The sequence below is a fragment of the Chitinophaga sp. CC14 genome (genome assembly GCF_048957795.1).
Lineage (GTDB): Bacteria > Bacteroidota > Bacteroidia > Chitinophagales > Chitinophagaceae > Chitinophaga > Chitinophaga ginsengisegetis.
Window position 1 is genome coordinate 1,274,805 of sequence record NZ_JARBFY010000003.1, and the last position, 24,491, is coordinate 1,299,295.

The following is a 24,491-nucleotide window of genomic DNA, read 5'->3' on the forward strand; positions in this document are numbered from 1 at the left end:
AAATAGCAGCAGGGAAGTATTCAATGCTTCCCTGCTGCAAAAAATCCGCTATACCACCATACGGTCTACCACTTTCTTCAACGTGAGCCCCTGTACAATAATAGAGAACAATACCACAAAGTAACTGGCTGAAAGGATAATTTCCTTGTAGGGTGATTCCGGTAATGACAGTGCCAGTGCAACGGAGATGCCCCCACGTAGTCCTGCCCACACCAATATAGTAATGCTTTTATAATCCGTTTTCAGGGAGCGTTTTAATACAATGGCCGGGATGGTAATACTCAGCGCCCGCGCGATCAGTACAAATAAAGTGGCCATCAGACCAGTGAACCAATAGTTTTGCAGGAATGGCATGATCACAATCTGCAACCCGATCATCACAAACAGGATGGTATTCAACAGCTCATCGATGAGGCTCCATATGTTATGAAAATAGTGCTGAATTTCTTCCGCATTTTTTGTACCGAGGGAAGTATTACCCAAGATCAAACCGGCGGAAACCGCCGCCAGTGGAATGGATACGTGCAGCATAGCGCCTACTACGGAAATCACCATTACCATCGATAGAGACACCATTACAATGATATTGAAATCATCTACACGCTTCATGGTTCTGTAAGCCACAATGGCGGAAACAACACCCAGCAGGATACCGCCGAATACTTCCTGTGAAAACAAGGCCGCAGCATGTGACAGTGAAACATGGCTATCTGCCTGTCCGGCTACTTCTTTCAGGATCACAAATAACAGGATGCCGGTACCATCATTGAGCAAAGACTCCCCGCCAATAATAGTTTCAAGGGCAGGAGGGACTTTTGATTTTTTCAAGATGGACAATACCGCTACCGGATCGGTAGGAGAAATGAGTGCGCCAAACAGGAGGCAATATACCAGCGGAATATCAATGTGGAGCAGTGTTGTGGTCCAGTACAGCAGGAATCCGAATATAAAGGTAGAGCCGATAACTCCTACGGTACTCAGTACCAGTACGGGATACCGCTGTGCTTTTAACTTATTGAAATCGAAATGTAATGCGCTGGCAAAAAGCAGGAAGCCTAACATTACGTCCAGCAGGGTGCCTGTAAAATCAATGCCGTTGGTTACATCTTTAATAAAAGTAAATGCGCCGGGGAAAATTTTACCTGTCAGCGAAATCAGTAATGACAACAGGAGCGAAACCACGATCACGCCTATGGTTCCCGGGAGTTTGATGAATCGGTTGTTGATGTAGGAAATTAATGCACTAATGGTAACTAAAGCCGTTATCAGCGTAAATGTGTTCATAAGTAATCGAATAATGCCGGTTAAAAAATCAGGTTCCTAATGTTGCTACAGTGGTTTTAAAGATAGAAAAAAATGTAGCAAATCAAATCCGGACCGGCATTAAGGGATTATTTTTTCCTGGAAGACTTAGCATTTACGTTAAATTCTAATGCCATTTTAATCCAGTATTGTAATTGTTTTTTTGTGTGGAGTTCATTTTCATCGACAAAAATAAATCCTTTCATCTCCTTACCGCCATGAATCATTACTTCAGCGCCAGCGGAGGATTCCACTACTTCGTCTGATTTGGAAGGGTCAATCCTTACCATCATTTTATCGGGTCGTACGCCCACGCACATTTTATCGTTTACCATGAAGCATAAACCGCCAAACATTTTCTTTTCGGTGATATAATCGGTGGAAGCAGAAAGAATTTCGCGTACGCGGTCAGCGAGTTTTTCATTATATGCCATTGGAATATTTTTTTGGGAGATGTTAAAGGTACAACTTCCTTTAATTTCCGTATTGTTTTTCCATGGCTTCACTTAGCAGGGAGCGTGCCGGAAAAAACAAATATAACCCGCCCCGGCAGGTATTCTCAGATTCTCTATATAATATTGTAAAGAAATTTATAGCTATGGCCGGCATGGATATTTTTTACCGCTTCCTGAAACAATTGCATCCGGTGTCTGAAGGCGACTGGCAGCTGTTATCTGCAGGTTTGTGCGTACAGCAGGTGAAAGAAGGAACTGTGCTGCTGCCGGAAGGCAAGGTACCACGGGAGCTGTTCTTTATCTGTGCAGGTATATTACGCCTGGTGAAGCGCACGGATGAAGGTGAAGATATCACCATATTTTTTCTGAAAGAAAATAGGTGCGCCACCATACTAGGCAACTATCTCGAAGAAACGCCATCTCCTTATGTACTGGAGGCAGTGTGTGATGCCGATGTAATTGTATTACATAAGGAATACCTGTTGCGGCTATACGAAAAAATCCCTTACCTCAAATCCCTGATAGATCAGATTACACGACAGGGCCTGCTGGAAAAGGTCCTGGCCCGGAATGAATACCTGGGGCTGGATGCCTCGGAGCGTTACCGGTATTTCCTGCAAAAAGAACCGGATATTGTTTCCCGCGTACCATTGAGTACCATTGCTTCTTTCCTGGGTATTACGCAACAGTCACTCAGCCGGATCCGGAAAAATGGTCGTCTTTGATGCTTTTTACCATTTGTTAAATGACGCCTGCCAGCGGCTGCCGAATTTTGTGTTCATAAAAAAATGCAATTATGAATACGGATCTGACAGGAAAAAAAGTATTGGTATTAGGCGGTTCGGCCGGCATCGGTTTAGCAACAGCACAGGCGGCAGTAGCGGCAGGAGCAAGGGTGATCATTGTTTCCAGTAACCCCGGAAAAGTTAAGAAAGCCTTGACTACGCTACCGGAAACGGCGGAGGGCTTTTCGGTGGATCTTGGGAATGAAGCAGCAGTGCGTGATTTCTTCCGTACTTCGGGCGCCTTTGATCATTTGGTATTTACAGCCGGTGGTTCTTTTCTATTCGGACAGGTGGAAGATCTTACCGCTGCTGAGTTGCAGGAAGCATTTCAACTACGTTTCTTTGGCGCATTCAATGCGGTAAAATATGGCAGTAAGAACATATTGCCGGGAGGATCTGTGGTATTGACCACCGGTATCGCCAACCTGCGTCCGCAGAAGGGTTGGGCCGCCGGTGCCTGCATCTGTGGCGCTATGGAGGGTTTTACCCGTATGCTGGCCGTAGAACTGGCGCCTATCCGGGTAAATGCTGTATCTCCTGGTATTGTGAAAACAGCTCTCTGGGAAGGAATGCCTGAGGCCGACCGTGAAGCCATGTATCAACAGGCAGCAGGCGTGCTCCTGGCGGGCCGTGTGGGCCAGCCGGAAGACATTGCACAAACGTATTTGTATCTGATGCAGAACGGATTCAGCACCGGGCAGATAGTGGTGGTAGATGGCGGCGCTGTATTGGTTTAATGCGCGATGGTAGCGGTGCCTGGCGCCGCTGCCACAGCCGTTTTAATATTCCGGCGGCATACCAGTAATATGAACAACGCCAGCAGCGAAGTGCCGCACATGGTGATCGCCATCGGTGTGGCTGTATGTGTATTGTATAAGCTTACTACCGTGGAGGCAAGCGCACCTATTCCCATTTGCGTAGCGCCCATCAGCGAAGAGGCACTGCCCGCATTTTTACTGAACGGCGCCAGCGACAACGCAGAAGTGTTGGGATTGATAAAGCCCAGGCAGCAAAGGTATATGAACAACAACACGATGATTCCGGGTAATGATAAGAAGTTATTCCAGGCGCATACTATGAAAATAAGCCCGGTGATAGTTTGACAAACCAGCGCCACCGGTACTATCTGCTGACTGCTGAACCGTTTCAACAACTGGCTGTTCACCTGGCTGGAACCTATCAGTCCTACAGAGAGGCCCGCAAAGATCCATCCATACGCTTTGTCACTGAGCTTGTAAATATCCATGAACACCTGCGGTGAAGCCGACACATAAGCGAACAGTCCTGAAAAGGAAACGGCGCCCGCAAAGGTGTAGGTATAAAATTGTGGTTCGCTTACCACCGACAGGAAATTGCTGATAATGGGACCGGGCTTCAGCGACATCGACGTATCCGGCTGATAACTTTCCGGCAGCCAGAGGATGGTGGCGATCAGGATCAGCGCACCCATGATACCTAATATGAGGAATACTGCATGCCAGCTAAAGGCGCTGGTTACATAACTGCCTACAGTAGGTGCAATCATGGGGGATGTACCTACTACCAGCATCAGCAGCGCAAATACTTTAGCATTCTCTTTTACCGGGAAAAGGTCACGCACCATTGCTACGGAAGCTACTGCCGCAGCACAGCTGCCTATGGCCTGGATAAAGCGGAGTATGATGAGCCCGTTCAGAGATGATACATACATACAACCGATAGAAGAGATCACATACAGCACGAGTCCTATATACAACGGCTTCTTCCTGCCAAACCGGTCCAGCAGCGGACCATACAGCAGTTGTCCGGCTGAAATACCAATAAAAAAACTGGAAAGCGACAACGCCACCCTGGTAGGATCTACTCCCAGATCCTTTCCTATAGCCGGAAAGCCGGGAAGATACATGTCGATCGAAAAGGGTCCTAATGCTGTGAGCGTACCGAGAATCAGAATAAGAAAGAAATATTTCGATTTCGAAAGTTCGTTGGTCAAAATAATATGGCTTTTAAAAATGTCCCTGCAAAAGTAAGAAGAAATATGCCCCTTCCGGTAATGTGGATGTTATCTTCTCCTGATTTTACCCGGAGAAGACAAGCAGCCGCATTTACCCCTGCGTAATATTGGTGAGGAAATCGTAGAGCCCTGTTTCACCGGGTATGTTTAGTTTCTTGCGAAGCCGGTACCGGCTGGTTTCCACGCCTCGAACGGAAATGCCCATCGACTGGGCTATTTCTTTGGTAGTAAGATTAATGCGCAGGTAAGCACAAAGTTTAAGATCGGTAGTAGTTAAATCCGGGTATTGTTTTTTAAGGGTACGCAGGAAATTATTATGCACTTCATCAAAATGTTGGGAGAACTGTGCCCAGTCTTCTTCGTTATTTTCTGCTTCTTCAAACAACCGCATTACTTTTTTGAAAGAAGGAAGCGCTTCCGGGTCATTGGTTTTCTTTACGCTTTGCATCAGCTCTTCACGGATATTGGAAATCAGTTTGCCTTTCTGTACGAGGTGCATGGTAGCGGTAGCCAGCTCTTTGTTTTTATGTTGCACATCTGATTCCAGTTTCTCATTGCGCAGCTGGATCAGCTGTTTCTCATTTCTTTCCAGTTCCAGCTGGTGCTGAAAAATGAGATGTTGCTGTTCCTGCAGATGTTTATCTTTCTGTGCAGCAAATTTTTTCTTTTGACGCCTGTACAGGTACCAGATCAGCCCGGTGAGCAGTAATACATATACCGCCTTCGCCATATAGGTTTGATACCAGGCGGGCAAAATGGTAAAAGAATAACTGGCGGCCGCAGAGATATTGCCGAGGTTATCTTTCGCCTTCACCGAAAAAATATATTCTCCGTAAGGAAGATTGGTGTATTCCTTTTCTGTTTTAGCCGTCCATTCGCCGGGTTGTTTATCGAAGCCGGCCAGCTGATAGCTGTAAGTGATGTGATTGCCCTGCTCCGCGGGAGGAACGGTGTATTCAAAATGAAAACTGTTAAACGCATTTGGCAGTACCACTGGTGGCTGCGGACCGGCAGTGTGGTAGCCGCCATACAGCAGGGTATCTTTCCGGCTGGTGGCTTTTATTTGCCCCAGTAGCACCGACAGGCCGGCATCATGACGGGAATATTTTTTATAGTTAAGATGATAAATGCCTTTGTCGCCTCCAAAAAAGATATTCTCTTCGTTAAAGGGATAAATGAATTCAAAGCCGCCTACTATTTTCCCGGTGAGTTCGGGGAACCAGGTAATTGTTTGCTGTTGCGGGTTCAATACGCCCGGCTTTTTATCCGCCACCAGCCAGATGTTGCCGCTGCTGTCTTCCGAAAGGTATTGCACTGCCACGTTTTTCAACGGGGCAAATACGCCCGTTGACGGAATGAATTGTTGCCGGGCTTCATCAAATTCATAGATGCCTTTCATGGTAGCGGCTACCATTCGCTGTTGAATACGGAAAACGTAATTATTGTAGGTAGAAGGCAGTCCGTCTTTTTGCGTGAACAGCCGGTAGTTCAGGGCTGTATCATTTTTGAGCGTGAGCAGGTACACGCCGCGGTAGGGGTGTGACGACCAGATGCGTTGCTGCGGGTCTACTGCCAGGAAGCGCAGGGATTCGTACAAACCGGAGATGTGCCGGTTAACATTCACCTGCGAACCGTTGTAGCGGATAAGTGCCAGGCCATTGTAGCAGCCGGTGAGGATATTGTTGGAGAGCGGCAGGTATGCCCAGCAGCCCAGGTCTTTCAGCAGTGCGGTGGCTTTGTTGCCGGTGATTTCAAACGTTCCTTCCTGGTGGGCCATCAGCAGGTGGGAGCCGATAGCAGAAAGGTTCCATACCTGGCCACGGGTGTTGGCTACGGGCTGGAAGTTGCCTTTGGAATAGCTGAGGTCTGTAACCATATCCAGTGGTGTGCTGTATAACCCGTCGGAGGTACCGATATAAAGGTGCTGATTAAACACCTTTGCGGCGTAAGTGGTGAGGGAATTATGTTTGGCGGGTAGTATCTGTTTAATAGCGGTGTTGTACCGGAGCTGATCGATGCCGTTGTCCAGCGCCAGCCAGATGTTGTGGCGGGGATCAGCAAATAGCCGGAGCACATTATTGTTCTGGAGGCCTTCGTCCATGCTGAATTGCTGGATCACTTTGCCATTGGCAGCGTTGATTATAAAACATCCTTTGGAGAAGGTGCCCACGGCCAGCTGCCCGTTATCCAGGGGGATAGCACAGTAAATACGGCTGCTCCTGAAAACAGTATCAGCTTCTGTTTGCAGTGGGATCAGCTGCTGATGCGCGATGCGGAAGAGGCCATCCTTGAGGGTGGCTACCAGCAGGGTATCATTTTTTTCTTCGAGGAAAGCGGTGATCAGGAGGGATTTGCCCTGGGCGCCGGCGCAAACGGGTTGCCATTGGCCGTTGACCAGTTTCAGTAATCCCTGTTGGATGTCCTGTGCATAGAGATGGTGGGTAGTACTGCCCATTATTTTCCATTCCCCGGGGGCATTGTATACTTCCATCTGCCGGTTACGCCAGCCAAATATTTTATTGTTGCTTTTGAAGTAAACGCCATTGTTGTGGAAGGCAATATTCCAGATATCCGCGAATTCTGTTTGTCCTGCGGGGATATTTTTTTTGAGAGAAGTATATTCCAGGATACCATTCTTATTGGGCAGATAATACCCGAAGTCGTCCTGTGCGCCTACATAAATCTTCCCGTCCGGCGCCACCTTTACGGCACGCAGCCGGGTATTGTTGGGAACAGGGTACAGCTTCCAGTAGTTGCCGTTGAAGGTAAGAAGCCCTTCGTTGTTGGCGAAATACAGGATGCCTTTGTGGTCGATATCGATGTCCCAGGTTTGGCCATTTCCCTGGTATTGGGCTTTGCTGAAATTTACAACAGCGGGTAGTCCGATCGTATTCTGGGCTAATAATATTTTTCCGTGGAATAAAAGGGCCAGCAACAGCAAATGCTTCATCTAAAAAGCGTTTTACTAAATGTAAAATTTTTTTGCTGATGTAGGTAAGAAGTAATGAAGATAGATTAGCAATCAATGGTTTAATCCCATCTGAAGTAGAAATGACGTAGTGCCGGAAATGATTTTTTCCTTTTAAATACTGATCTTGGCTGTCGTTATTTTTCTTTTTAAAGACACATTTTACATGCTAAAATTCCACGTTATAGCACTCACGTTATTATTGGCCTCAGTGCTGCCTGCTAACGGGCAGGGATATCTGAAAACCCGGGGGCCCGTTATTGTTAATGAAAAAAATGAGAAAGTAATCCTCCGGGGAATGGGCCTCGGCGGCTGGATGCTGCAGGAAGGGTATATGTTCCGCCTGGGAAATATTGGTCAGCAATACAGGATCCGCGAAAAGATCCGGGAACTGATAGGACCGGAAAAAACACAGGCATTCTATGATGCATGGCTTACCAGTCATACCACCAGGAAGGATATTGACTCAATGGCAGCATGGGGATTTAATTCCGTTCGCCTGCCCATGCACTTCGATCTGTACACGATTCCGGCAGAGGAAGAACCGGTAGCCGGGCAAAATACCTGGCTGGAAAAAGGTTTTGCTCTTACTGATTCCTTACTGAACTGGTGTAAGGCCAATCATATGTACCTGATCCTCGATCTGCACGCCGCACCCGGAGGGCAGGGGAACGATTTGCCTATCTCCGACAGACACCCTGAAAAGCCATCTCTCTGGGAAAGCGAAGCTAACAGGAATAAAACTATTGCCTTATGGCGCAAGCTGGCAGCGCGCTACGCCAATGAGCCCTGGATAGGCGGTTACGATATTATCAACGAACCCAACTGGGGATTTGAAGACACCGGAGATAAGAGAGGCACCAAAGAAACAAAGAACATTCCCCTGAAACAGCTGATGGTGGCTATCACCAAAGCCATCCGGGAAGTAGATCAAAAACATATCATCATTATAGAAGGAAATGGTTTCGGGAATAATTACAAAGGTATTTTGCCCGCCTGGGATAGTAATATGGTGATCAGCTTTCACAAATACGGCAACTTCACCAATGCGGCTTCCATCCGGAATTTCCTGGATTTGCGGGAGCAATACAACCTCCCGCTGTGGCTGGGCGAGTCCGGGGAAAATTCCAACAACTGGTTCACCAATACCATCAGCATGGTGGAAAGCAATGACATTGGCTGGGCATGGTGGCAGCTGAAAAAGATCGGGATCAACAACCCGCTGGAAATAAAAATCACACCCGGTTACCAGGCGCTCCTGGATTACTGGAACGGCAAAGGACCCGCACCGGCGGCAGATGAAGCCTATCGCGCACTGATGGAATTTGCCGGCAATACCCGGATTGAAAATAATATTTATCATAAAGATGTGACAGATGCCATGTTCCGCCAGGTGGCTTCCGGTAAGGCCATTCCTTTCAGGGAACATATCATAAAAGACAAGGCCGTGATCCGCGCCGTGGACTATGACCTGGGACGAAATCTTTCCGCTTATAACGACCTCGATACCGCGAGTTACCATTACACGCCCGGTGTAAATACACAGGGAAACCGCGGCCATGCTTACCGCAATGATGGTGTGGATATAAAAAAGGAAAACAATGAGTTCGTGGTATTTAATATTGAAAGCGGCGAATGGTTGCAGTATACCACCCGGGTGGCCGCTGCAGGAAACTACACCCTTACCATAAAAATAAAAGCAGATACTGATAGCGCCAGGTTTAACATCAGCAGTAACGGCAAAGTGCTGGCAGCAGATCTCGCCGTGCCATCCGATGATCAGCCGGTGATAGTGAAAAATATCCGCCTGGCAAAGGGTGAGCAACGGATCCGGGTGGAATTTGTGCGGGGCGGAGGCATGTTTAGCGAGATGATCTTTGAAAGAAAGTAAGAGCGCAATTGACAGCGGTGATTGTTTTACCCCTGGGTAAGACAATCACCGCGAAGTACTTTTGACGTAGCCCTGAATTTTGTTAGCCCGGTTACAAACAGCATATTTACTCCACATGATAAAATTAGCTCCACGTTGATCCATTAGCCTTATTTGTTCACCTTTTTATTAATTGTACATTCCATGAAAGAAAAACTGATCTCCATTAGCGTAGGTTCCTTCCTGTTAATGGTAATGATGACTGCCTGTAAAAAAGAGGCGAAAACAACCAATAATCTGCAACCTTTGGAAGCCCGGCCTGCTGCGGAAGTAGTGCAGGCGGCGGCCGCAGCTTACACGCTGATCTGGTCTGACGAATTTGACGGTTCCAGCGTCAACACTTCCAAATGGTCTTTTGAAACCGGTCCGGGTGTTAATAATGAAAAGCAGTATTACCAGTCGTCCAATGCCAGTGTGAGCAACGGCAACCTGGTGATCACCGCGAGGAAGCAGTCGGTGAACGGCTGGCCTTATACATCCGCACGCATGAACACCGCCGGGCATTTTACCACACAATATGGGCGTATTGAAGCGCGGATTAAACTGGCCTCCGGACAGGGCTTATGGCCTGCGTTCTGGATGCTGGGCAACAACATAGGCTCCGTAGGCTGGCCCAAATGCGGCGAAATAGACATTATGGAGCAGGTAAATACCAGCAATACTATTTATGGCACCATTCACTGGGATGCCAACGGCCATGTTTCCTATGGCGGCACTTCCAGTACTACTATTACAGATTACCACGTATATGCGGTAGAGTGGGATGCCAGCGCTATCCGCTGGTACCTGGATGGTAACCAGTTTGCAACAGCCAATATCCAGAACAATATCAACAGCACAGAAGAATTCCACAACCAGTTCTTTATCATCCTGAATATGGCTGTGGGTGGCGATTTCCCCGGACAAACCATCGATGAAAGTAAACTCCCCGCCAATATGTATGTTGACTATGTAAGGGTATACTCCATCTCCAACAGCGGCGGTAATGCACCCATTGGCAGCACCATTACCCTCAAAGGATTTAACAATGCCTTTGTAAGCAGCGAAAACGGTACACAGGCTATGACCTGTAACCGCGCTACTGCACAGGGTTGGGAACAGTTTACGGTAGAAGATGCCGGCGGTGGCAAGGTGGCGTTGAAAAGCCAGGGTAAATACGTTTCATCAGAAAACGGCGTTAACCCGATTACGTGTAACCGTACCAGTGTGGGCGACTGGGAGAAATTTGACTGGGTGGTAAACACAGACGGCAGCATTGCACTCCGCGGAAATAACGGGCGATATGTATCGTGTGAAAACGGTACACAGGCCATGACCTGTAACCGTACCACTATTTCCGGCTGGGAGTCGTTCCGGTATTGATTTATATAGGTTGATGGATCCGGCCGGCCGTGTTTACGGCCGGCTTTTTATCGATCCGGTAAGAAAGATCAGTTGTTCCACGATACTTCTTTTACGCCGGTATCTGCCTGTATATCTGCGATTAGTTTGCCTACAATGGCTTTATCCATGCTTTTAAAGCGAACAGTGATAAAGAAGAAGCTATCCGTTTGTTCAATATTGCAGGAGGTGATGTTGAGGGCGGTGTTTTGAAATAGTTGATCCGTTACCTCAATGGATTTACTCCGTTCGAAAGTGATGATGCGGATTGTTTTTTGTTCAAAGCGGCTGAGGAATCTTTTTTCCACCGGCTGCAGCAGCCACAGGATGATGATGGCAATAGACGTAGCAATAAATGCGGCAAAATACATACCACCGCCGGTAGCGAGGCCAATAGCGGCCACTGTCCATAAGCCCGCTGCGGTAGTGAGCCCGCGTACCACGCCTTCTTTCAAAAAAAGAATGGTGCCCGCGCCGATAAATCCAATACCACTGATCACCTGTGCGGCCACCCTGGAGGGGTCCAGTACAATGTTGGGCTGGCCCAGGATATCGGAAAATCCGTAAGCGGAAACCATCATGGTTAAAGCCGCACCTACAGACACCATCATGTGCGTTCTTAACCCGGCAGCCCAGTCCTTCCGTTCTCTTTCCAAACCTATTATACCGCCAAAAACCGCTGCCAGCGATAATCTTATTAATATTTCCGTCCAGGGTATCATACTACTAATTTACGCAATAAATTTCCTTTCATCCTGATTTACGTATAGTCGTACTGTTAAAGAAGGTCAAAATTTGTATCTTGAAATCAATTCATTTATACTTTTCGCATGCTTCCAACAAAACCACGTTTACTCATTACCGCTGCGCTGCTTTTTTCCGCTGTAACCCAGGCGCAGGTGAAGTTCCGGACCATAGAACCGGCAGCCACCCAGCAGGGATTAAAGACCGTACATAGCCCGCACCTTGCTGCAGAACCCGCTGCGGGAAACAACCGTCATCAGTTGATCGTGATGATTCCCGGTACCGGCGGGCGGGCGACCGACTTCCGTACGTTCGATAGTTCGTTTGCCGCTATGGGCTACTATGTGGTAACCCCTGATTATGTGAATACGGTGATCACCACGATATGTTCCAAAAGTGAAGACAGCACCTGTTTTGATCATTTCCGCCAGGAGATCATGTTTGGTACGCCGGTGAGTGATAAAGTAGAAGTGGACTCCGCCAATAGCCTGGTGAACCGGTTTACAAAGCTACTGGTATACCTGGCGGCGCAGGATCGCGGCTGGAGTGAGTTTGTACGTAACGGACAGGTGCGCTGGGATAAAATTATTGCAGCGGGTCATTCACAGGGAGCGGGGCACGCAGCGTATTTCGGTAAGCAGTTCCGTTTGCGTGGCGTGCTGATGTTTTCCGGGCCACAGGATTACCTGCAGTATTTTAATGCGCCGGCGCATTGGCAGCAGGAGCGGGGCCGCACACCGGTGAACAGGTATTATGCGTTCCTGCATGCCGCAGATCCGTTTAATTATCAGTACCAGGTGCAGGATGTAAGTGCAGTGAGCCACCGCGCAGTTACCGATACAACGATGGTGCAGCCGGGAATGCCGGTTCATTCCAGGAACAGCATCCTTGTTACGGATGTGGACCGGAAAGATAAGCACGGATCTACACTGGGAACAGATTTTATAGCCGTATGGAAATATATGATCAGCGGCGCTACAGGGAATTAAAAAGAAAGCCGGTTCTCAGTGAAGAACCGGCCAAAACGTTTTCGGGAGTTATGTGTTATATCAGAGAAGAGTCAGTACTTCATTCACCATCACTTAATCCCGTCAGTTATGAAAAGAATCATTGTTGCTTTTTCATGTGTTTGTTTATTGGGCATTGGTAACGCGCAGGCGCAAAGCATCCTGGATCAGGCGAAGAAAACGGCCGGTAGTGTGCAGAATCCTTTATCCAATCCGGGAGGTGTTGCCGGCAGTATATTGAGTAAGTTGACACCGGCATTATCATTAACGGATGCACAGCAACCAAAGATACAGGACCTGGTAACAGGTTTCCTGAAAAAGAAAGCGGCTATACTCCCCTTGCAGCAATCTAACCCCAGTGGCTATACGTCGCAGTTCGGTGGATTGAAAAACGGGTTGTTTTCTAAACTGAAAACATTGCTGACGCTTAGCCAGTATACAAAGTTGCTTGGCCTGAAACCCAAAACCAATGATGCTTCCAATGTATTATCGCAACTCTTTTATTAAGGGCTGTTAAAAAACAGGGAAGACTGGTGGTCTTCTCTGTTTTTTATTCTTTATCTTCGCGGGCGTTCGTTACCATTCTATGCCAAAGAAGAAGAGGAAAAAAAAGAAGCAGCAGCAGGGATTCAACAGTTTAGCCGTTATCGTTATATTGATCATCGCTGCATTTGCAGTGACTACCTGTTCCCGGAAAATTACCGGAGATAAAGAAAAACCTTCTGCAAAGAAATCATCTCACAAAAAAAATACTACTACCCGCACCAGTACATTTTTACTGGCAGAAGATTTTGAGCCGGGTTCCAAAACAAATTATAACAGCGGCGACGTGGAGTTATCCAGCGGTACCTGGAAATTCAAAGATGCGGTAACCGGCAACCTGGAGGAAGATCATAAAACGGGTGCGCAGGCATTGCGTATCCGCGATAATGGTATGGCCGGAATGAAATTCGATATTACTGTAAAAGGAACGGTAACGGTTACACTGAAGTATGCCGGGTACGGTGCAGACAAAAAAGGGACCTGGGAGTTGTGGGCATCGGTAAACCGGGGACAAAGCTATTTTCGTGTGGGGGATCCCGTTAGTGTTAGTTCCGGTGTACTTAAAACAGCCACCTTTACCGCGAAGAGTACGGGCACCATCCGGTTTGATATCCGTAAAACAGACGCCGGCAACAGCCGGATCAATTTTGATGTGTTCCGGGTGGTGGCCGGTGGAAAAGAAACCCCCGTTAAGCCGGTGGAGAAACCTGCAGGTGGCGATGATGACAACCTGTTACTCGGTAATCCCAGCGATGCCAGTGCATCGCTGGTGATGGCGAATAATTACCTGATGGATAAAGAATATTACAAGCTGTCGTATAACCGCGACAAGGGCACGCCGAACTGGGTTGCCTGGCATGTATCGCGCAGGGACCTGGGCAAAATGTCGAGGGCCAATGATTTCAGGCCCGATGCCGACATTCCGGAAAGCTGGTACCAGGTATCTCAAACAAGTTATATGGGCAGTGGTTTCGACAGGGGGCATAATTGCCCTTCGGGCGACCGGACTGCCAGCCGGGCAGCCAATGAATCCACCTTCCTGATGACCAATATGATCCCGCAGGCCCCCAACCATAACCAGCATTTATGGAAAAACCTGGAAGAATACACAAGGGAGCTGGTGATGAAAGGAAACGAGGTATATGTGATCATGGGTAGCTATGGCAGCGGAGGAACCGGCAGCAAGGGACTGGCAAAAACAATAGATGGCCGTAAAATTACCGTGCCGGACCATATCTGGAAGATCCTGGTGGTTTTACCAGAGGGCAATAATGATTTGCAGCGTATTAATAAGAACACCCGTATTATTGCGGTGAATACACCCAATAAAAATGATGTTAATGCCAGGTGGAGCGCTTACCTGACTTCAATAGAAGAAATAGAAAAGGCCACCCGGTATAAGTTGCTGGACAGGGTGCCACCGGTGGTAAGACAGGAGTTAGTGAAGAAAATAGATGCAGGACAGGAGAGAATGTATCGTTAAAAAAAATATTATGTTGTTCTGGCAATTAAATTATAAATTGCATAAAATTATTATGTTTTTGTAGTTTGTAAACTAATATCCAGAAAAAAAAATCATGATAAGTTCCTATAAAAACCAGATTGGCATAATTTTATTGAAAGTACGGTAGCAACATGTAACTTATTGAAGCCTTAGATCGTTATTATAATTACAAAGCTAACTTAAAGTATAACTGGCCGATTATTAATGGAAATGGACCTACACTTTTCTTGATTATATGCGTATATAACGAGAAAAATACTGTGTACACAACGAAAGGAATGGCGTAAAATAATTAGGGATAAAATGGCGTTATACCAGGGAAGCTTAACAATATGAGCTTTTTAAACATTAATTTTATATCTAACTAATATGGGTGAAAGAGTGTCGGTGGCCTTGCTTGTTACTACATACAATTGGCCGGAAGCATTGAAGCTTGTGCTGGATAGTGTACTGGTACAAACCGTCCTCCCTGACGAAGTCATTATAGCTGATGATGGCTCCGGAGAGGCTACCAGGGATGTTGTAGAGGCATTCAGACGAAAAACCAACATTCCGGTGAAGCATTTCTGGCATCCGGATGAGGGTTTCCGCAAAACTATTATCATTAACCAGGCGATTACCGGTACCTCTTCTGACTATATCATCCAGATTGATGGCGACATTGTGATGCATGAGCTTTTCATCAGAGACCATATCACGGAAGCGGAAAAGGGGTATTTTATCCGCGGCAGCCGGGTGTTGTTACAGGAGGAGATTACCCGGAAGTACCTGAACAACGGGCAATTTGAGCGGGTGTCATCTTTCAGCAAAAATGTACGAAACCGGATCAACTCGCTTCGCATTCCTTTCCTGGCTCCTTTGCTGATTAAAAAGAGTCAGCGTTCCCGGAACTGGATTGGTTGTAATTGCGCATTCTGGAGAGCAGATTTTCTGAAAGTGAATGGATATAATAATGAGCTGAAAGGATGGGGACATGAAGATATTGAACTGGCGGCGCGTTTTATTAATTCAGGACTTTATCAGAAGAAGGTAAAATTAAAAGCGGTATGTTATCACCTGCATCATCCTTTTAATTCCCGTGTACACGAAAATATCAACTACAGGGTTTACCTGGATACCTTAAATCATGGTATCGCCTATTGTTCCAACGGTTACAGACACCACTTAACAACGGAGTAATTCAATAAAAAGATATTTAATAAAAAAGGCCACCAGACGGTGGCCTTTTTTATTTAGTTACTAAACGTCTGCATTTCGATGAGCCGTTTATAAATGCCGTTGTTGCTGAGCAGTTCCTGGTGGGTGCCCTGTTCGGCCACCTGACCATTATCCAGCACTATAATAAGATCTGCATTCTGAATGGTACTCAGGCGGTGAGCGATCACCAGGGAGGTGCGGTTTTTCATCAGGTTATTCAGTGCGTCCTGCACCATTTTTTCTGATTCTGTATCCAGGGCAGATGTAGCCTCATCCAATAGCATCAGTGGCGGATTGGAAAGTACGGCACGGGCAATGCAGATACGCTGCCGTTGTCCGCCGGAGAGCTTGGACCCTTTATCGCCGATGTTGGTATCGTAGCCATTTTCAGTTTTGCTGATAAAATCGTGTGCATTGGCAATCCTGGCTGCTGCCTCCACTTCTTCAATGGTGGCGTTAGGTTTGGCAAAAGCAATATTGTTGAAGATGGTATCATTGAAGAGGATGGACTCCTGGTTTACCACACCCATGAGTGCGCGTAAAGATTCCATCGTAACGGACTTCAGGTTTTTACCATCTATCAGGACGCTGCCGGACTGGGGATCCATAAAGCGGGGGATCAGGTCCATTAATGTGGACTTTCCGCCGCCGGAAGGGCCTACCAGCGCCACAGTGGAGCCTTTGGGTATGCTGAGGTGAATGTTATTCAGTACTTTCTTCTCGCCGTAGGCGAAAGAAACACCATCAAAACGGATCTCATCTGTAAAGCCGTTTAATGTAACGGCATCCGGTGCGTTGGTGATGGCCGATTGCTGATCGATGAGTTCCAGTACCCTGTCGCCCGCCGCAACTCCTGAATGGATATTGCTGAACGCAGTGGAAATAGCTTTTGCCGGGCGCATAATCTGGGAGAAGAGGGCGATATACACCACAAAGGTAGATCCGTCCATATTCCCCTGGTTATTGATAATAAGGGAACCGCCGTAAAACACGATACCAGCCACCATTAAAACTCCTAAAGTTTCAGAAACGGGCGAAGCCAGTTGCTGTCTTTTAGCCATAGAGCGGGATATTTTGGAATACTTGCGGTTTTGTTCATCAAAGCGGTTGGTAATAAACCCAACGGCATTAAATGCCTTAACGATCCTGATGCCATTCAGCGCTTCATCGAGGTAACTGATCATCATGCCGTAGGTTTGATGCGAAGCGGTAGCCTGTTCTTTCAGTCTTTTTACAATTCTTGATATAATAAAGCCTGCCACGGGAATCACCAGCATGGAAACCAGCGTTAATTTATAGGAGATGAGAAAGAGGATGACGAGAAAAGAGATCAATTGGGCCGGTTCTTTAAATAACACCTGCAGGGTGCCGGTCACCGTATATTGTACCACTTGTACGTCGGACGCAATTTTGGAAATGATATCTCCCTTTCTTTCATTACTAAAATAACCCAGGTGCAGGTTCATTACATTGTTGAATACTGTTTTACGCAGGTTCAGCAAGGTTTGTATGCGTAAGCTTTCCATAGTACGGTCAGCGAAATAGCGGAACAGGTTTCCCAGTAATACAGAGGCGGCAATACAGGCGCAAACAAACTCGAGGCTTTTAATTTTGCCGTATTCGCTGGCAATAGTAGTGGTGTAATGTTTAAACACCGCGAAAATATCAAAATAGCTATCCGGCATGGGTGCTATTTTCTGATTGAGATCCTTGTTAAACAGCGTTTCCAGCAAAGGCGCCAGCAATGCAAGGTTCAGCGTGCTGAATATTACAGACAACAGGACACAGATGATATAGGGGATCGCAAATTTATTAATAGGTTTAGCAAATGATAAGAGTCGGAAGTATGTCTTCATATTTTAACAATAATCGTATAATGATTAGACGGTGCATAAAAAAAACCGCATCGTTGCTGATGCGGTTCCTTAAGTTTTTAATTTTCTTTTTATCAATAACTTAAAGAATATTTTTCAGTCGCACATTCAAGCCTGCAGATCACCAGTAAAAACTGCAATCAGGGCTCAAAAATAGCCCTTTTGGCTTAATTGTCAAAAGATTTGATAGCCGCCCGGGCCTGGGGCGGCTATCAGCGATTATTGCTGCGAGAGGATTTTCAACGCCTCCGTGTCTTTATATTGAACCATGAGTTGTTTCAGGTGCTCTTTCAGGGTGGCGGTGAGTTGCTCCGTGCCTTTCCGGCCATAAATATTGTTCACCTGGTGCGGGTCCTGCTTCAGGTCGTACAGTTCCCAGCTGTTGGACTCCCCGTAGAAGCGCACCAGCGTGTATTGTTCCGTACGGATACCGAAGTGCGGATATACGTGGTGGGGCTGGGGGAATTCGTAATAGTGGTAATAGGCTTCTTTTCTCCAGGGAACATTTTTGGCATCTGCTTTCAGCAGGGGTAAAAAGGAGGTGCCTTGTATATCGGCAGGCACTTTTACGCCGGCGATGTTGAGGAAAGTGGGAGCCCAGTCGATGTTCAGCATCAGCTGATTGATGGAAGTGCCGGGTTTTATTACGCCGGGGTATTTGATCACGAAAGGAGTGCGTAGTGATTCTTCGTAAATAAAGCGTTTATCGAACCAGCCATGTTCTCCCATATAAAAGCCCTGATCGGAGGCATATACAACTACTGTATTTTTTGAGAGTCCTGATTTATCGAGGTAGTCCAGCAGCTGACCGATGTTCCTGTCGAGCGATCTTGCCGTGGCCAGGTAATCTTTCAGGTAGCGTTGGTATTTCCATTCCACCAATGCATCGCCGGTTAGTTTTTGTTCATCAAATTCTTTGCTGATCTTATTTTCATAGTAATCGATAAAAGCTTTTTTCTGTTCCGGTGTGAACCGGCCATAGATACCTTTTCCGTAATCGGCATGCACTTTCAGGTCTTCTTTCAGGCGCATGGTTTTATCGATGGTCATGTCCTGGTTTTGTGCGGCCAGGCGGTTTTTGTAGTCATCTTTGAATGTAGCGGGGAGGGGAAATGTTTTGTCGTCGTATGCGCCGAGGTCCTGGATATCCGGCAGCCATTCCCGGTGTGTGGCTTTTTCGCCTACTACCAGGAAGAAGGGTTTGGACGTATCGCGTTTGTTGATCCAGTTAACAGAGAGATCGGTGATGATATTGGTAACGTAGCCTTGTATGCGGGTAGTATCGTTGGGGCCAATGATATCAGGATTATAGTATTGGCCCTGGCTGTTGAGGATACGCCAGTAGTCGAATCCCTTTGGCAGGTTGCCTAAATGCCATTTACCGATCCAGGCTGTCTGGTAGCCGTTTTGCTGCAGCAGGGCAGGGAACAGCTGTTGTTCCACGTCAAACTTTTTCTCATTCAGCGTATAGCCGTTAATGTGACTATACTTGCCGGTGAGCAGGGTAGCCCTGCTGGGGCCACAAATAGAATTGGTGACCAGGGCATTTTTGAAAATAGCGCCCTGAGCGGCGATCCGGTCGATATTTGGCGTTTGTACCAGTTTGCTGCCATAAGCGCTGATAGCCTGGTAGGCATGGTCGTCTGAGAAGATGAAGATAATGTTGGGACGTTGTTGCTGTGCATAGCTGTTGGCAGTGAACAGGAGTAATAACCCCCAGGTTTTTTTAAGATAGTTTGCAGAAAAGATTTTCATGTTCATGTGTTTATCTGTTGATGGGCGGTTTACCCTGGCAGGTCAAAGATATTTTATTATCCTACAAATTGTATAGGGTATTCTTTTTTTTGAAGAATAGTAAATATATCTTTAAAAACATACATTTGCGTTCGTGTAAAATCCTATGCCTTTATAACCCGGAAAGCTGTTCCTATGAAGTTTGTTTTGTTTTCATTGCTATTGTTTTTCTCTGTAAGTAGTTGTTTTGCCCAGGTGGTTTACCAGATACGGGCCGACAGTGTAAGGATCTATAACACTTGTGATACCGCTGAACTGATACTGGAGAACCGTACACAAAAAACAGCCGGATTCCTTTATAACAAGGGGCTTGGGAGAACAGAGTTCCGCAGGCTGCGGTTAAAACAGGTAAATGATACTTCTCTCGCCATAGAAGGGCAGGATACCATTGCTTTAGGGAGGCTTATCCGACCGCTCTCAGATCCTTTGTATATTCGCCAGCAGAGTGCTGCGGCACAGTTGTTATCTAATTTCTGGATAGATGGAACCGGCAGGGCAGGGGCCTTTATGACCAATAACAGGGTCAATTCACCCCACACTGTAATGTTGAAACCGGAGGGGAGTATTTCCCGCTGGGCTACGTTCCTTTATAATCCGGAAACCGGAACCGGTAATCAGGGGTCTGATTTCCGGCTGGCCAGGTATAGCGATACCGGTGCATTTGTGGGGAATGTGATGACGATTGAGAGATCTACAGGGATTGTAACGCTGAAAGAAGGGATGAAGACGGATGGCTCTGTCAGTATCAATTCAACATCAACGGGTTTCCGGCTCAGTGTATCAGATTCAGTCTCCGCGATCTATGACCCTGCCAATAAGCAGTTAAATTATCCGCTGGGTACAATGGCCGGCCTGTACAATATGTCTCATAAGGATAGTACCTATGCCGGCATATCTTTCCAGGTGGTTAATAAAGAGCATCTTTACCAGTCGGTTTATATGGGTATTGTTTCCGTGCCGGGAAACACTTATCAGTCGAATGTAGTAATAGGTCAACGCACTGGTCCCATCGCTTACACGGAGCGGTTACGTATAGTCCCCAACGGTAGTGTGGGTATAGGTACCATATCACCCGTTGCTTTGCTTGATGTTAACGGCAATGTACGCATTGCCGGCGCTAAAAATAATGCTACCGGAGATAGTATCCTTACAACAGATGCCAATGGCATCGTAAAGCTGAAAGCTCCCGGAACAGGCATCATGCCCGTACGCAATGCTACTACTGCGATTACGCTGGGAGCAAATGATTTCACGGTACTTATCAGTAATACGGCGGCAATGACCGTAACGCTGCCTGCTGCAGCCGGTCATAAAGGAAGATTATACAACATCAAGAAAATTTCAGATAATACTTTGGCTGTGACGATACAAGCCCAGAGTGGCGAACTGATAGATGGAAGTCCGGCGGCTGTTCAGGTTAATACTTATAATAAAACGGTGCAGCTGCAAAGTAGTGGGGTGGCGTGGTATATATTGAACTAAAATTTCTTTAAAAAAGCATCCGGATTATCTTTAAATGTTGAATATATTTATATTTTTGCTATTGTTAATATTATTCTTGAAAATTATACCTAATTATGTTAACCTATACCGACAGATAATTTACGTTTGAGAAGTATATCCCTGATATTATTATTGGTATCCCTTATTTATTCCTATGAGAGTGATGCACAGGTGCATTTACCCGGTAACAACGGTAGAGCATCAGATACCAGCTTTTACTATATTCATTCCGGATGTAAGATGAAATTGCCTGTGCTGGTAGTATTGTATGCCTCTCCTCCGGGAGATACCCATTTCCAGACGATCCGGAGAAAGCACATTGATTCAGTTCCGGTAATGGCTACACGAAAACCCTTACTGACCATACATGGTAATATTACCTACGACGGGTATTATCAGTCGTACAGCGATACGCCATATCTCGAAAAGGATATTTACCAGCATACGGTGCAAACAACCCTGGATATTACAGTAAAAGACCAATACCCGCTGCATTTGTCATTCAGTACCAGCAAAGGAAATTCCTACCTGTTCCGGAATATTACGGGCATCAACTTCCAGTACACCAACCGGGATTTTAAGAATATGCTGATTGCAAAAGCAAGGGGGTGGGATGCCGGTAAGCTGAAACAAAAAGTAGCGCTGGAAAAGTTGAAGCAACAACTGGATTACGACTGGAATGAAATTAATAAACTGAAAGCATGGTTTAACTCTCCGGTGCAACTTGAAAGATTGGTAGCTATAAAGGAACGGGAATACCAGCAACGGTTGAACGATTCCCTGACGCAGCTGGCGAATCTTACCAAACGTCCTGCTTTGGATATGCCATCCGAGTTACCGGTAAAGAAACTAACGCAGAAAGACAGCCTTTTATTCCGTTTCCGGAAAGAATATGATACAAAAAAAGCGTTGCTCGACTCCCTGGAGCTGGCCTTATCCGCTAATGAGCGACTATACCAGCAAAAGGAAAAAACATATGGCGCCCGCAAAGGTTCATTGATGGATGCTTTACAATATAGCCGTACCAATAAGGAACTGACAGACAATCTGGAATCGTTGAACCTGCCGGACTCAATACTTCCCAAAGGCTATAAAGCCTTGCTGGCAGTGAGGTCGGTTGGACTTGGCCGCACAATGATAGATTACTCTGAGCTCACGGCAAAGAACATCAGTATCATGGGTGTACAGGTAGAGCTCAATCCTTCCTGGTATGTTGCGTTTGCCACCGGTGCAGTTGATTATCGCTTCCGTGATTTTATAGTAAATGAAAACCGCACAAGACAGTATCTGAACATGGTAAGGGTAGGCGCGGGCATGAAAGAGGGAAACCATGTCATCCTTTCTTTTTATACAGGTAAGAAGCAGGTCTACAACTTTAACACTATTCCACCAGCCGGCGGGAATATTGAGGCGCCAGATTTTAAGATAATGGGATTATCGCTGGAAGGAAGATGGCAGTTGGACAGGAATAATTACCTGGTGGGAGAAGTTGCCAAGTCATCGCAGCCTTATTACATGCGGAGTGCAGATCACCGGGGATTAGCCAGTAGCATGCTTGGATTCAGTGATCATAGTAATGAAGCCTATGCTGTAAGCTCCTTTTCCTATATACCGTATACGGCCACGCGCATCAATGGAATGTATAAACGGATGGGGGCAAATTTCCAATCGTTTAGTTTATACGCAACGGGCTCTGCACAGGATGCCTGGATGGTGCAGGTAACGCAGCCGTTTTTTAAACAGCAGCTCACCCTTATTGGTTCTGTCAGACAGAATGTGTATACCAGTGTTTTCGAGAATTCGAGCTACCGGAGTAATACGGTTTTTAAAAGCATCCAGGCCAATTTCCGGCGTAAGAAATGGCCGGTATTGTCTGTAGGCTACTTCCCATCCTCGCAACTGATGAAATTGGGAGAAGACAGGTACATGGAGAATCTTTTTTACACCCTGGTGGGTACCGCCAGTTATTTCTACCAGTACAGGGGAATTAATATGAATACTATGTTTTCCGGTACACGGTTTTATAATCATCAAACTGACAGCAATTTTGTGTATTTCAACAGCACCAATTTGTTGCTGAATCAAACGGTTTTCTTAGGCAGGCTAACGCTGAACGGTGGACTGTCGTCCGCTACCACTACTGATTATGCAGTATATGGAGCAGACGGCAATGTGCAGTACAGGATATTGCAGTGGCTGGAGTTAGGAGGCGGACTGAAATATAATTACCAGACAAAATTTGAAATACGTCAAACCGGTTATGCGGCCAATGCGAGGGTAAGTATTCCTAAAATTGGAGACATTACTGTGATGGGAGATAAGGGATTTGTTCCCGGCGTGAATAAGCAGCTTGTTCCCAATAAAACGGGGCGGCTTACCTATACCAGAATATTTTAAGTATTTAATATGAAGAGATCCCTATTCCTGCTAATGATGTTGTGCTGCTTTCGTGCAGGCGCACAGGTTAGTATGACCGTACAACTGCCTCCTGCAGGAGTTGTGTTGAAGGCACAGCTGTGGAATATTGCGCTGGTATCTGCCTCCAACGCCACCGTTAACATAAGGATCACTATGCGGTTAACTGACGTGCGTACCAATCAGCCGGTGCTTACAGGTATTACCCGCACGGTTGTTATGAACAAAGGTGCACGGCAATTCCAGACTGCAGACTTTATGCCGGTACAATATGAATATTTTTCACCCGTAACAGACCGTAGTGTAAATGGCTTTCTGGCTGCGGGTAACTATCTGGCGTGTTACAGCCTGGTGGTAGAAGGTGATAAATCAGGATTTCAGCCGGGAGAAGAATGTGTGCCATTTACGGTGGAGCCGGTAAGCCCGCCACTATTGAACAGTCCGGCTAATCAGAGTGAATTGGTTACGTTTTTACCTCAGTTTACCTGGTTGCCACCAGCTCCGCTGAACATGTTCAGCGACCTTAATTATGAAATGATCCTGACGGAAGTACACGGGAACCAATCGGCCGAAGAAGCCATTCAGCAAAATATCCCCGTGCTGAGAGTACCGCGGCTGAAGAACATTTTTGTGAATTATCCTTCCGGCGGCGTGCAGCTGGATACCGCCCATACCTATGCCTGGTCGGTAATTGCGCGCAATGGCAATTTATTCGCAGCGCAAACAGAAGTATGGACATTCCGGGTAAAAAACAACGGCCAGAATAATGGGATGAATGTTAATGCCTATGTACAGTTGCGTAAAGAACTTGACGGGTCTGTGATGCACGGTGGCCGGCAGCTGCAGTTGGGCTATAATAATGAAACAGCTGATAGTACGGTAACCTATGAACTGATTTCACTGAGCAGTAACAACGCTGTGTATACGGGAACATTAGCTGTTAAGCGGGGTAGTAACCAACTGGATATTTCCCTGGAGAAACGGAGAGGGTTACAGCCCGGCCAGATGTACCTGTTCCGGTTGCTGAACTCCCGGCAGGAATACTGGCAGATGAAATTTATTTACACGAAAGAAGACTAATAGTTGGATCTATAAAA

The 24,491-nt window shown here is 46.5% G+C and carries 18 protein-coding genes; 11 read left to right on the plus strand and 7 right to left on the minus strand.

The window, feature by feature from the left end; all coding sequences use genetic code 11:
- Nucleotides 1–48 precede the first annotated feature (48 nt).
- Together PV783_RS15250 and PV783_RS15255 are read right to left on the minus strand one after the other, a co-directional pair.
- Nucleotides 49–1,284 (minus strand): cation:proton antiporter, encoded by a 1,236-nt coding sequence (locus PV783_RS15250; protein ID WP_079468037.1) that lies wholly within the window; start codon nucleotides 1,282–1,284, stop codon nucleotides 49–51.
- Nucleotides 1,285–1,391: 107 nt separating this feature from the next.
- Entirely contained in the window at nucleotides 1,392–1,736 is a 345-nt protein-coding gene (locus PV783_RS15255; protein WP_420988595.1) for a TfoX/Sxy family protein, read from the minus strand.
- A gap of 62 nt (nucleotides 1,737–1,798) precedes the next feature.
- Between PV783_RS15255 and PV783_RS15260 the strand changes: the two genes are divergently transcribed.
- Nucleotides 1,799–2,482, plus strand: a complete 684-nt coding sequence (locus PV783_RS15260; protein ID WP_420988596.1) for a Crp/Fnr family transcriptional regulator — start codon at nucleotides 1,799–1,801, stop codon at nucleotides 2,480–2,482.
- 71 nt (nucleotides 2,483–2,553) lie between these two features.
- Nucleotides 2,554–3,279, plus strand: a complete 726-nt coding sequence (locus tag PV783_RS15265) for an SDR family oxidoreductase (RefSeq protein ID WP_420988597.1) — start codon at nucleotides 2,554–2,556, stop codon at nucleotides 3,277–3,279.
- On the opposite strand, the gene PV783_RS15270 is transcribed toward PV783_RS15265, so the two are convergent.
- Nucleotides 3,276–4,514: a multidrug effflux MFS transporter gene (locus PV783_RS15270; protein ID WP_420988598.1), complete on the minus strand. Its 1,239-nt coding sequence runs from the start codon at nucleotides 4,512–4,514 to the stop codon at nucleotides 3,276–3,278. The genes PV783_RS15265 and PV783_RS15270 overlap by 4 nt on opposite strands.
- Nucleotides 4,515–4,626: 112 nt before the next feature.
- On the minus strand, nucleotides 4,627–7,485 hold the full coding sequence (locus PV783_RS15275) for a triple tyrosine motif-containing protein (RefSeq protein ID WP_420988599.1): 2,859 nt from the start codon (nucleotides 7,483–7,485) through the stop codon (nucleotides 4,627–4,629).
- A 184-nt stretch (nucleotides 7,486–7,669) separates the two neighbouring features.
- Between PV783_RS15275 and PV783_RS15280 the strand changes: the two genes are divergently transcribed.
- Together PV783_RS15280 and PV783_RS15285 are read left to right on the plus strand one after the other, a co-directional pair.
- Nucleotides 7,670–9,394, plus strand: coding sequence for a cellulase family glycosylhydrolase (locus tag PV783_RS15280; RefSeq protein ID WP_420988600.1), 1,725 nt, complete (start codon nucleotides 7,670–7,672; stop codon nucleotides 9,392–9,394).
- Between the two features lie 183 nt (nucleotides 9,395–9,577).
- Nucleotides 9,578–10,795: a family 16 glycosylhydrolase gene (locus PV783_RS15285; RefSeq protein ID WP_420988601.1), complete on the plus strand. Its 1,218-nt coding sequence runs from the start codon at nucleotides 9,578–9,580 to the stop codon at nucleotides 10,793–10,795.
- A gap of 68 nt (nucleotides 10,796–10,863) precedes the next feature.
- On the opposite strand, the gene PV783_RS15290 is transcribed toward PV783_RS15285, so the two are convergent.
- A complete protein-coding gene (locus tag PV783_RS15290) occupies nucleotides 10,864–11,535 on the minus strand; it encodes an MgtC/SapB family protein (protein WP_111578732.1) in 672 nt (223 codons plus the stop codon).
- A 108-nt stretch (nucleotides 11,536–11,643) separates the two neighbouring features.
- Between PV783_RS15290 and PV783_RS15295 the strand changes: the two genes are divergently transcribed.
- The 4 genes from PV783_RS15295 (at nucleotide 11,644) to PV783_RS15310 (ending at nucleotide 15,790) form a co-directional block, all read left to right on the plus strand.
- A complete protein-coding gene (locus tag PV783_RS15295; RefSeq protein ID WP_420988602.1) occupies nucleotides 11,644–12,546 on the plus strand; it encodes a BPSS1187 family protein in 903 nt (300 codons plus the stop codon).
- A gap of 108 nt (nucleotides 12,547–12,654) precedes the next feature.
- Nucleotides 12,655–13,071, plus strand: coding sequence for a hypothetical protein (locus PV783_RS15300; protein ID WP_420988603.1), 417 nt, complete (start codon nucleotides 12,655–12,657; stop codon nucleotides 13,069–13,071).
- A gap of 79 nt (nucleotides 13,072–13,150) precedes the next feature.
- A complete protein-coding gene (locus tag PV783_RS15305; protein WP_420988604.1) occupies nucleotides 13,151–14,590 on the plus strand; it encodes a DNA/RNA non-specific endonuclease in 1,440 nt (479 codons plus the stop codon).
- Between the two features lie 390 nt (nucleotides 14,591–14,980).
- Entirely contained in the window at nucleotides 14,981–15,790 is an 810-nt protein-coding gene (locus PV783_RS15310) for a glycosyltransferase family 2 protein (RefSeq protein ID WP_143313482.1), read from the plus strand.
- 53 nt (nucleotides 15,791–15,843) lie between these two features.
- On the opposite strand, the gene PV783_RS15315 is transcribed toward PV783_RS15310, so the two are convergent.
- The gene (locus PV783_RS15315; protein WP_079468028.1) at nucleotides 15,844–17,664 is read right to left on the minus strand and encodes an ABC transporter ATP-binding protein; all 1,821 of its coding nucleotides are present in this window, start codon (nucleotides 17,662–17,664) and stop codon (nucleotides 15,844–15,846) included.
- A gap of 237 nt (nucleotides 17,665–17,901) precedes the next feature.
- A complete protein-coding gene (locus tag PV783_RS15320) occupies nucleotides 17,902–19,437 on the minus strand; it encodes a sulfatase (RefSeq protein WP_420988605.1) in 1,536 nt (511 codons plus the stop codon).
- A gap of 174 nt (nucleotides 19,438–19,611) precedes the next feature.
- On the opposite strand from PV783_RS15320, the gene PV783_RS15325 reads away from it, so the two are divergent.
- The 3 genes from PV783_RS15325 (at nucleotide 19,612) to PV783_RS15335 (ending at nucleotide 24,474) form a co-directional block, all read left to right on the plus strand.
- Nucleotides 19,612–20,958 (plus strand): hypothetical protein, encoded by a 1,347-nt coding sequence (locus PV783_RS15325; protein WP_420988606.1) that lies wholly within the window; start codon nucleotides 19,612–19,614, stop codon nucleotides 20,956–20,958.
- 126 nt (nucleotides 20,959–21,084) lie between these two features.
- The gene (locus PV783_RS15330; protein WP_420988607.1) at nucleotides 21,085–23,376 is read left to right on the plus strand and encodes a hypothetical protein; all 2,292 of its coding nucleotides are present in this window, start codon (nucleotides 21,085–21,087) and stop codon (nucleotides 23,374–23,376) included.
- Between the two features lie 9 nt (nucleotides 23,377–23,385).
- Nucleotides 23,386–24,474 (plus strand): hypothetical protein, encoded by a 1,089-nt coding sequence (locus PV783_RS15335; protein WP_420988608.1) that lies wholly within the window; start codon nucleotides 23,386–23,388, stop codon nucleotides 24,472–24,474.
- Nucleotides 24,475–24,491 lie beyond the last annotated feature (17 nt).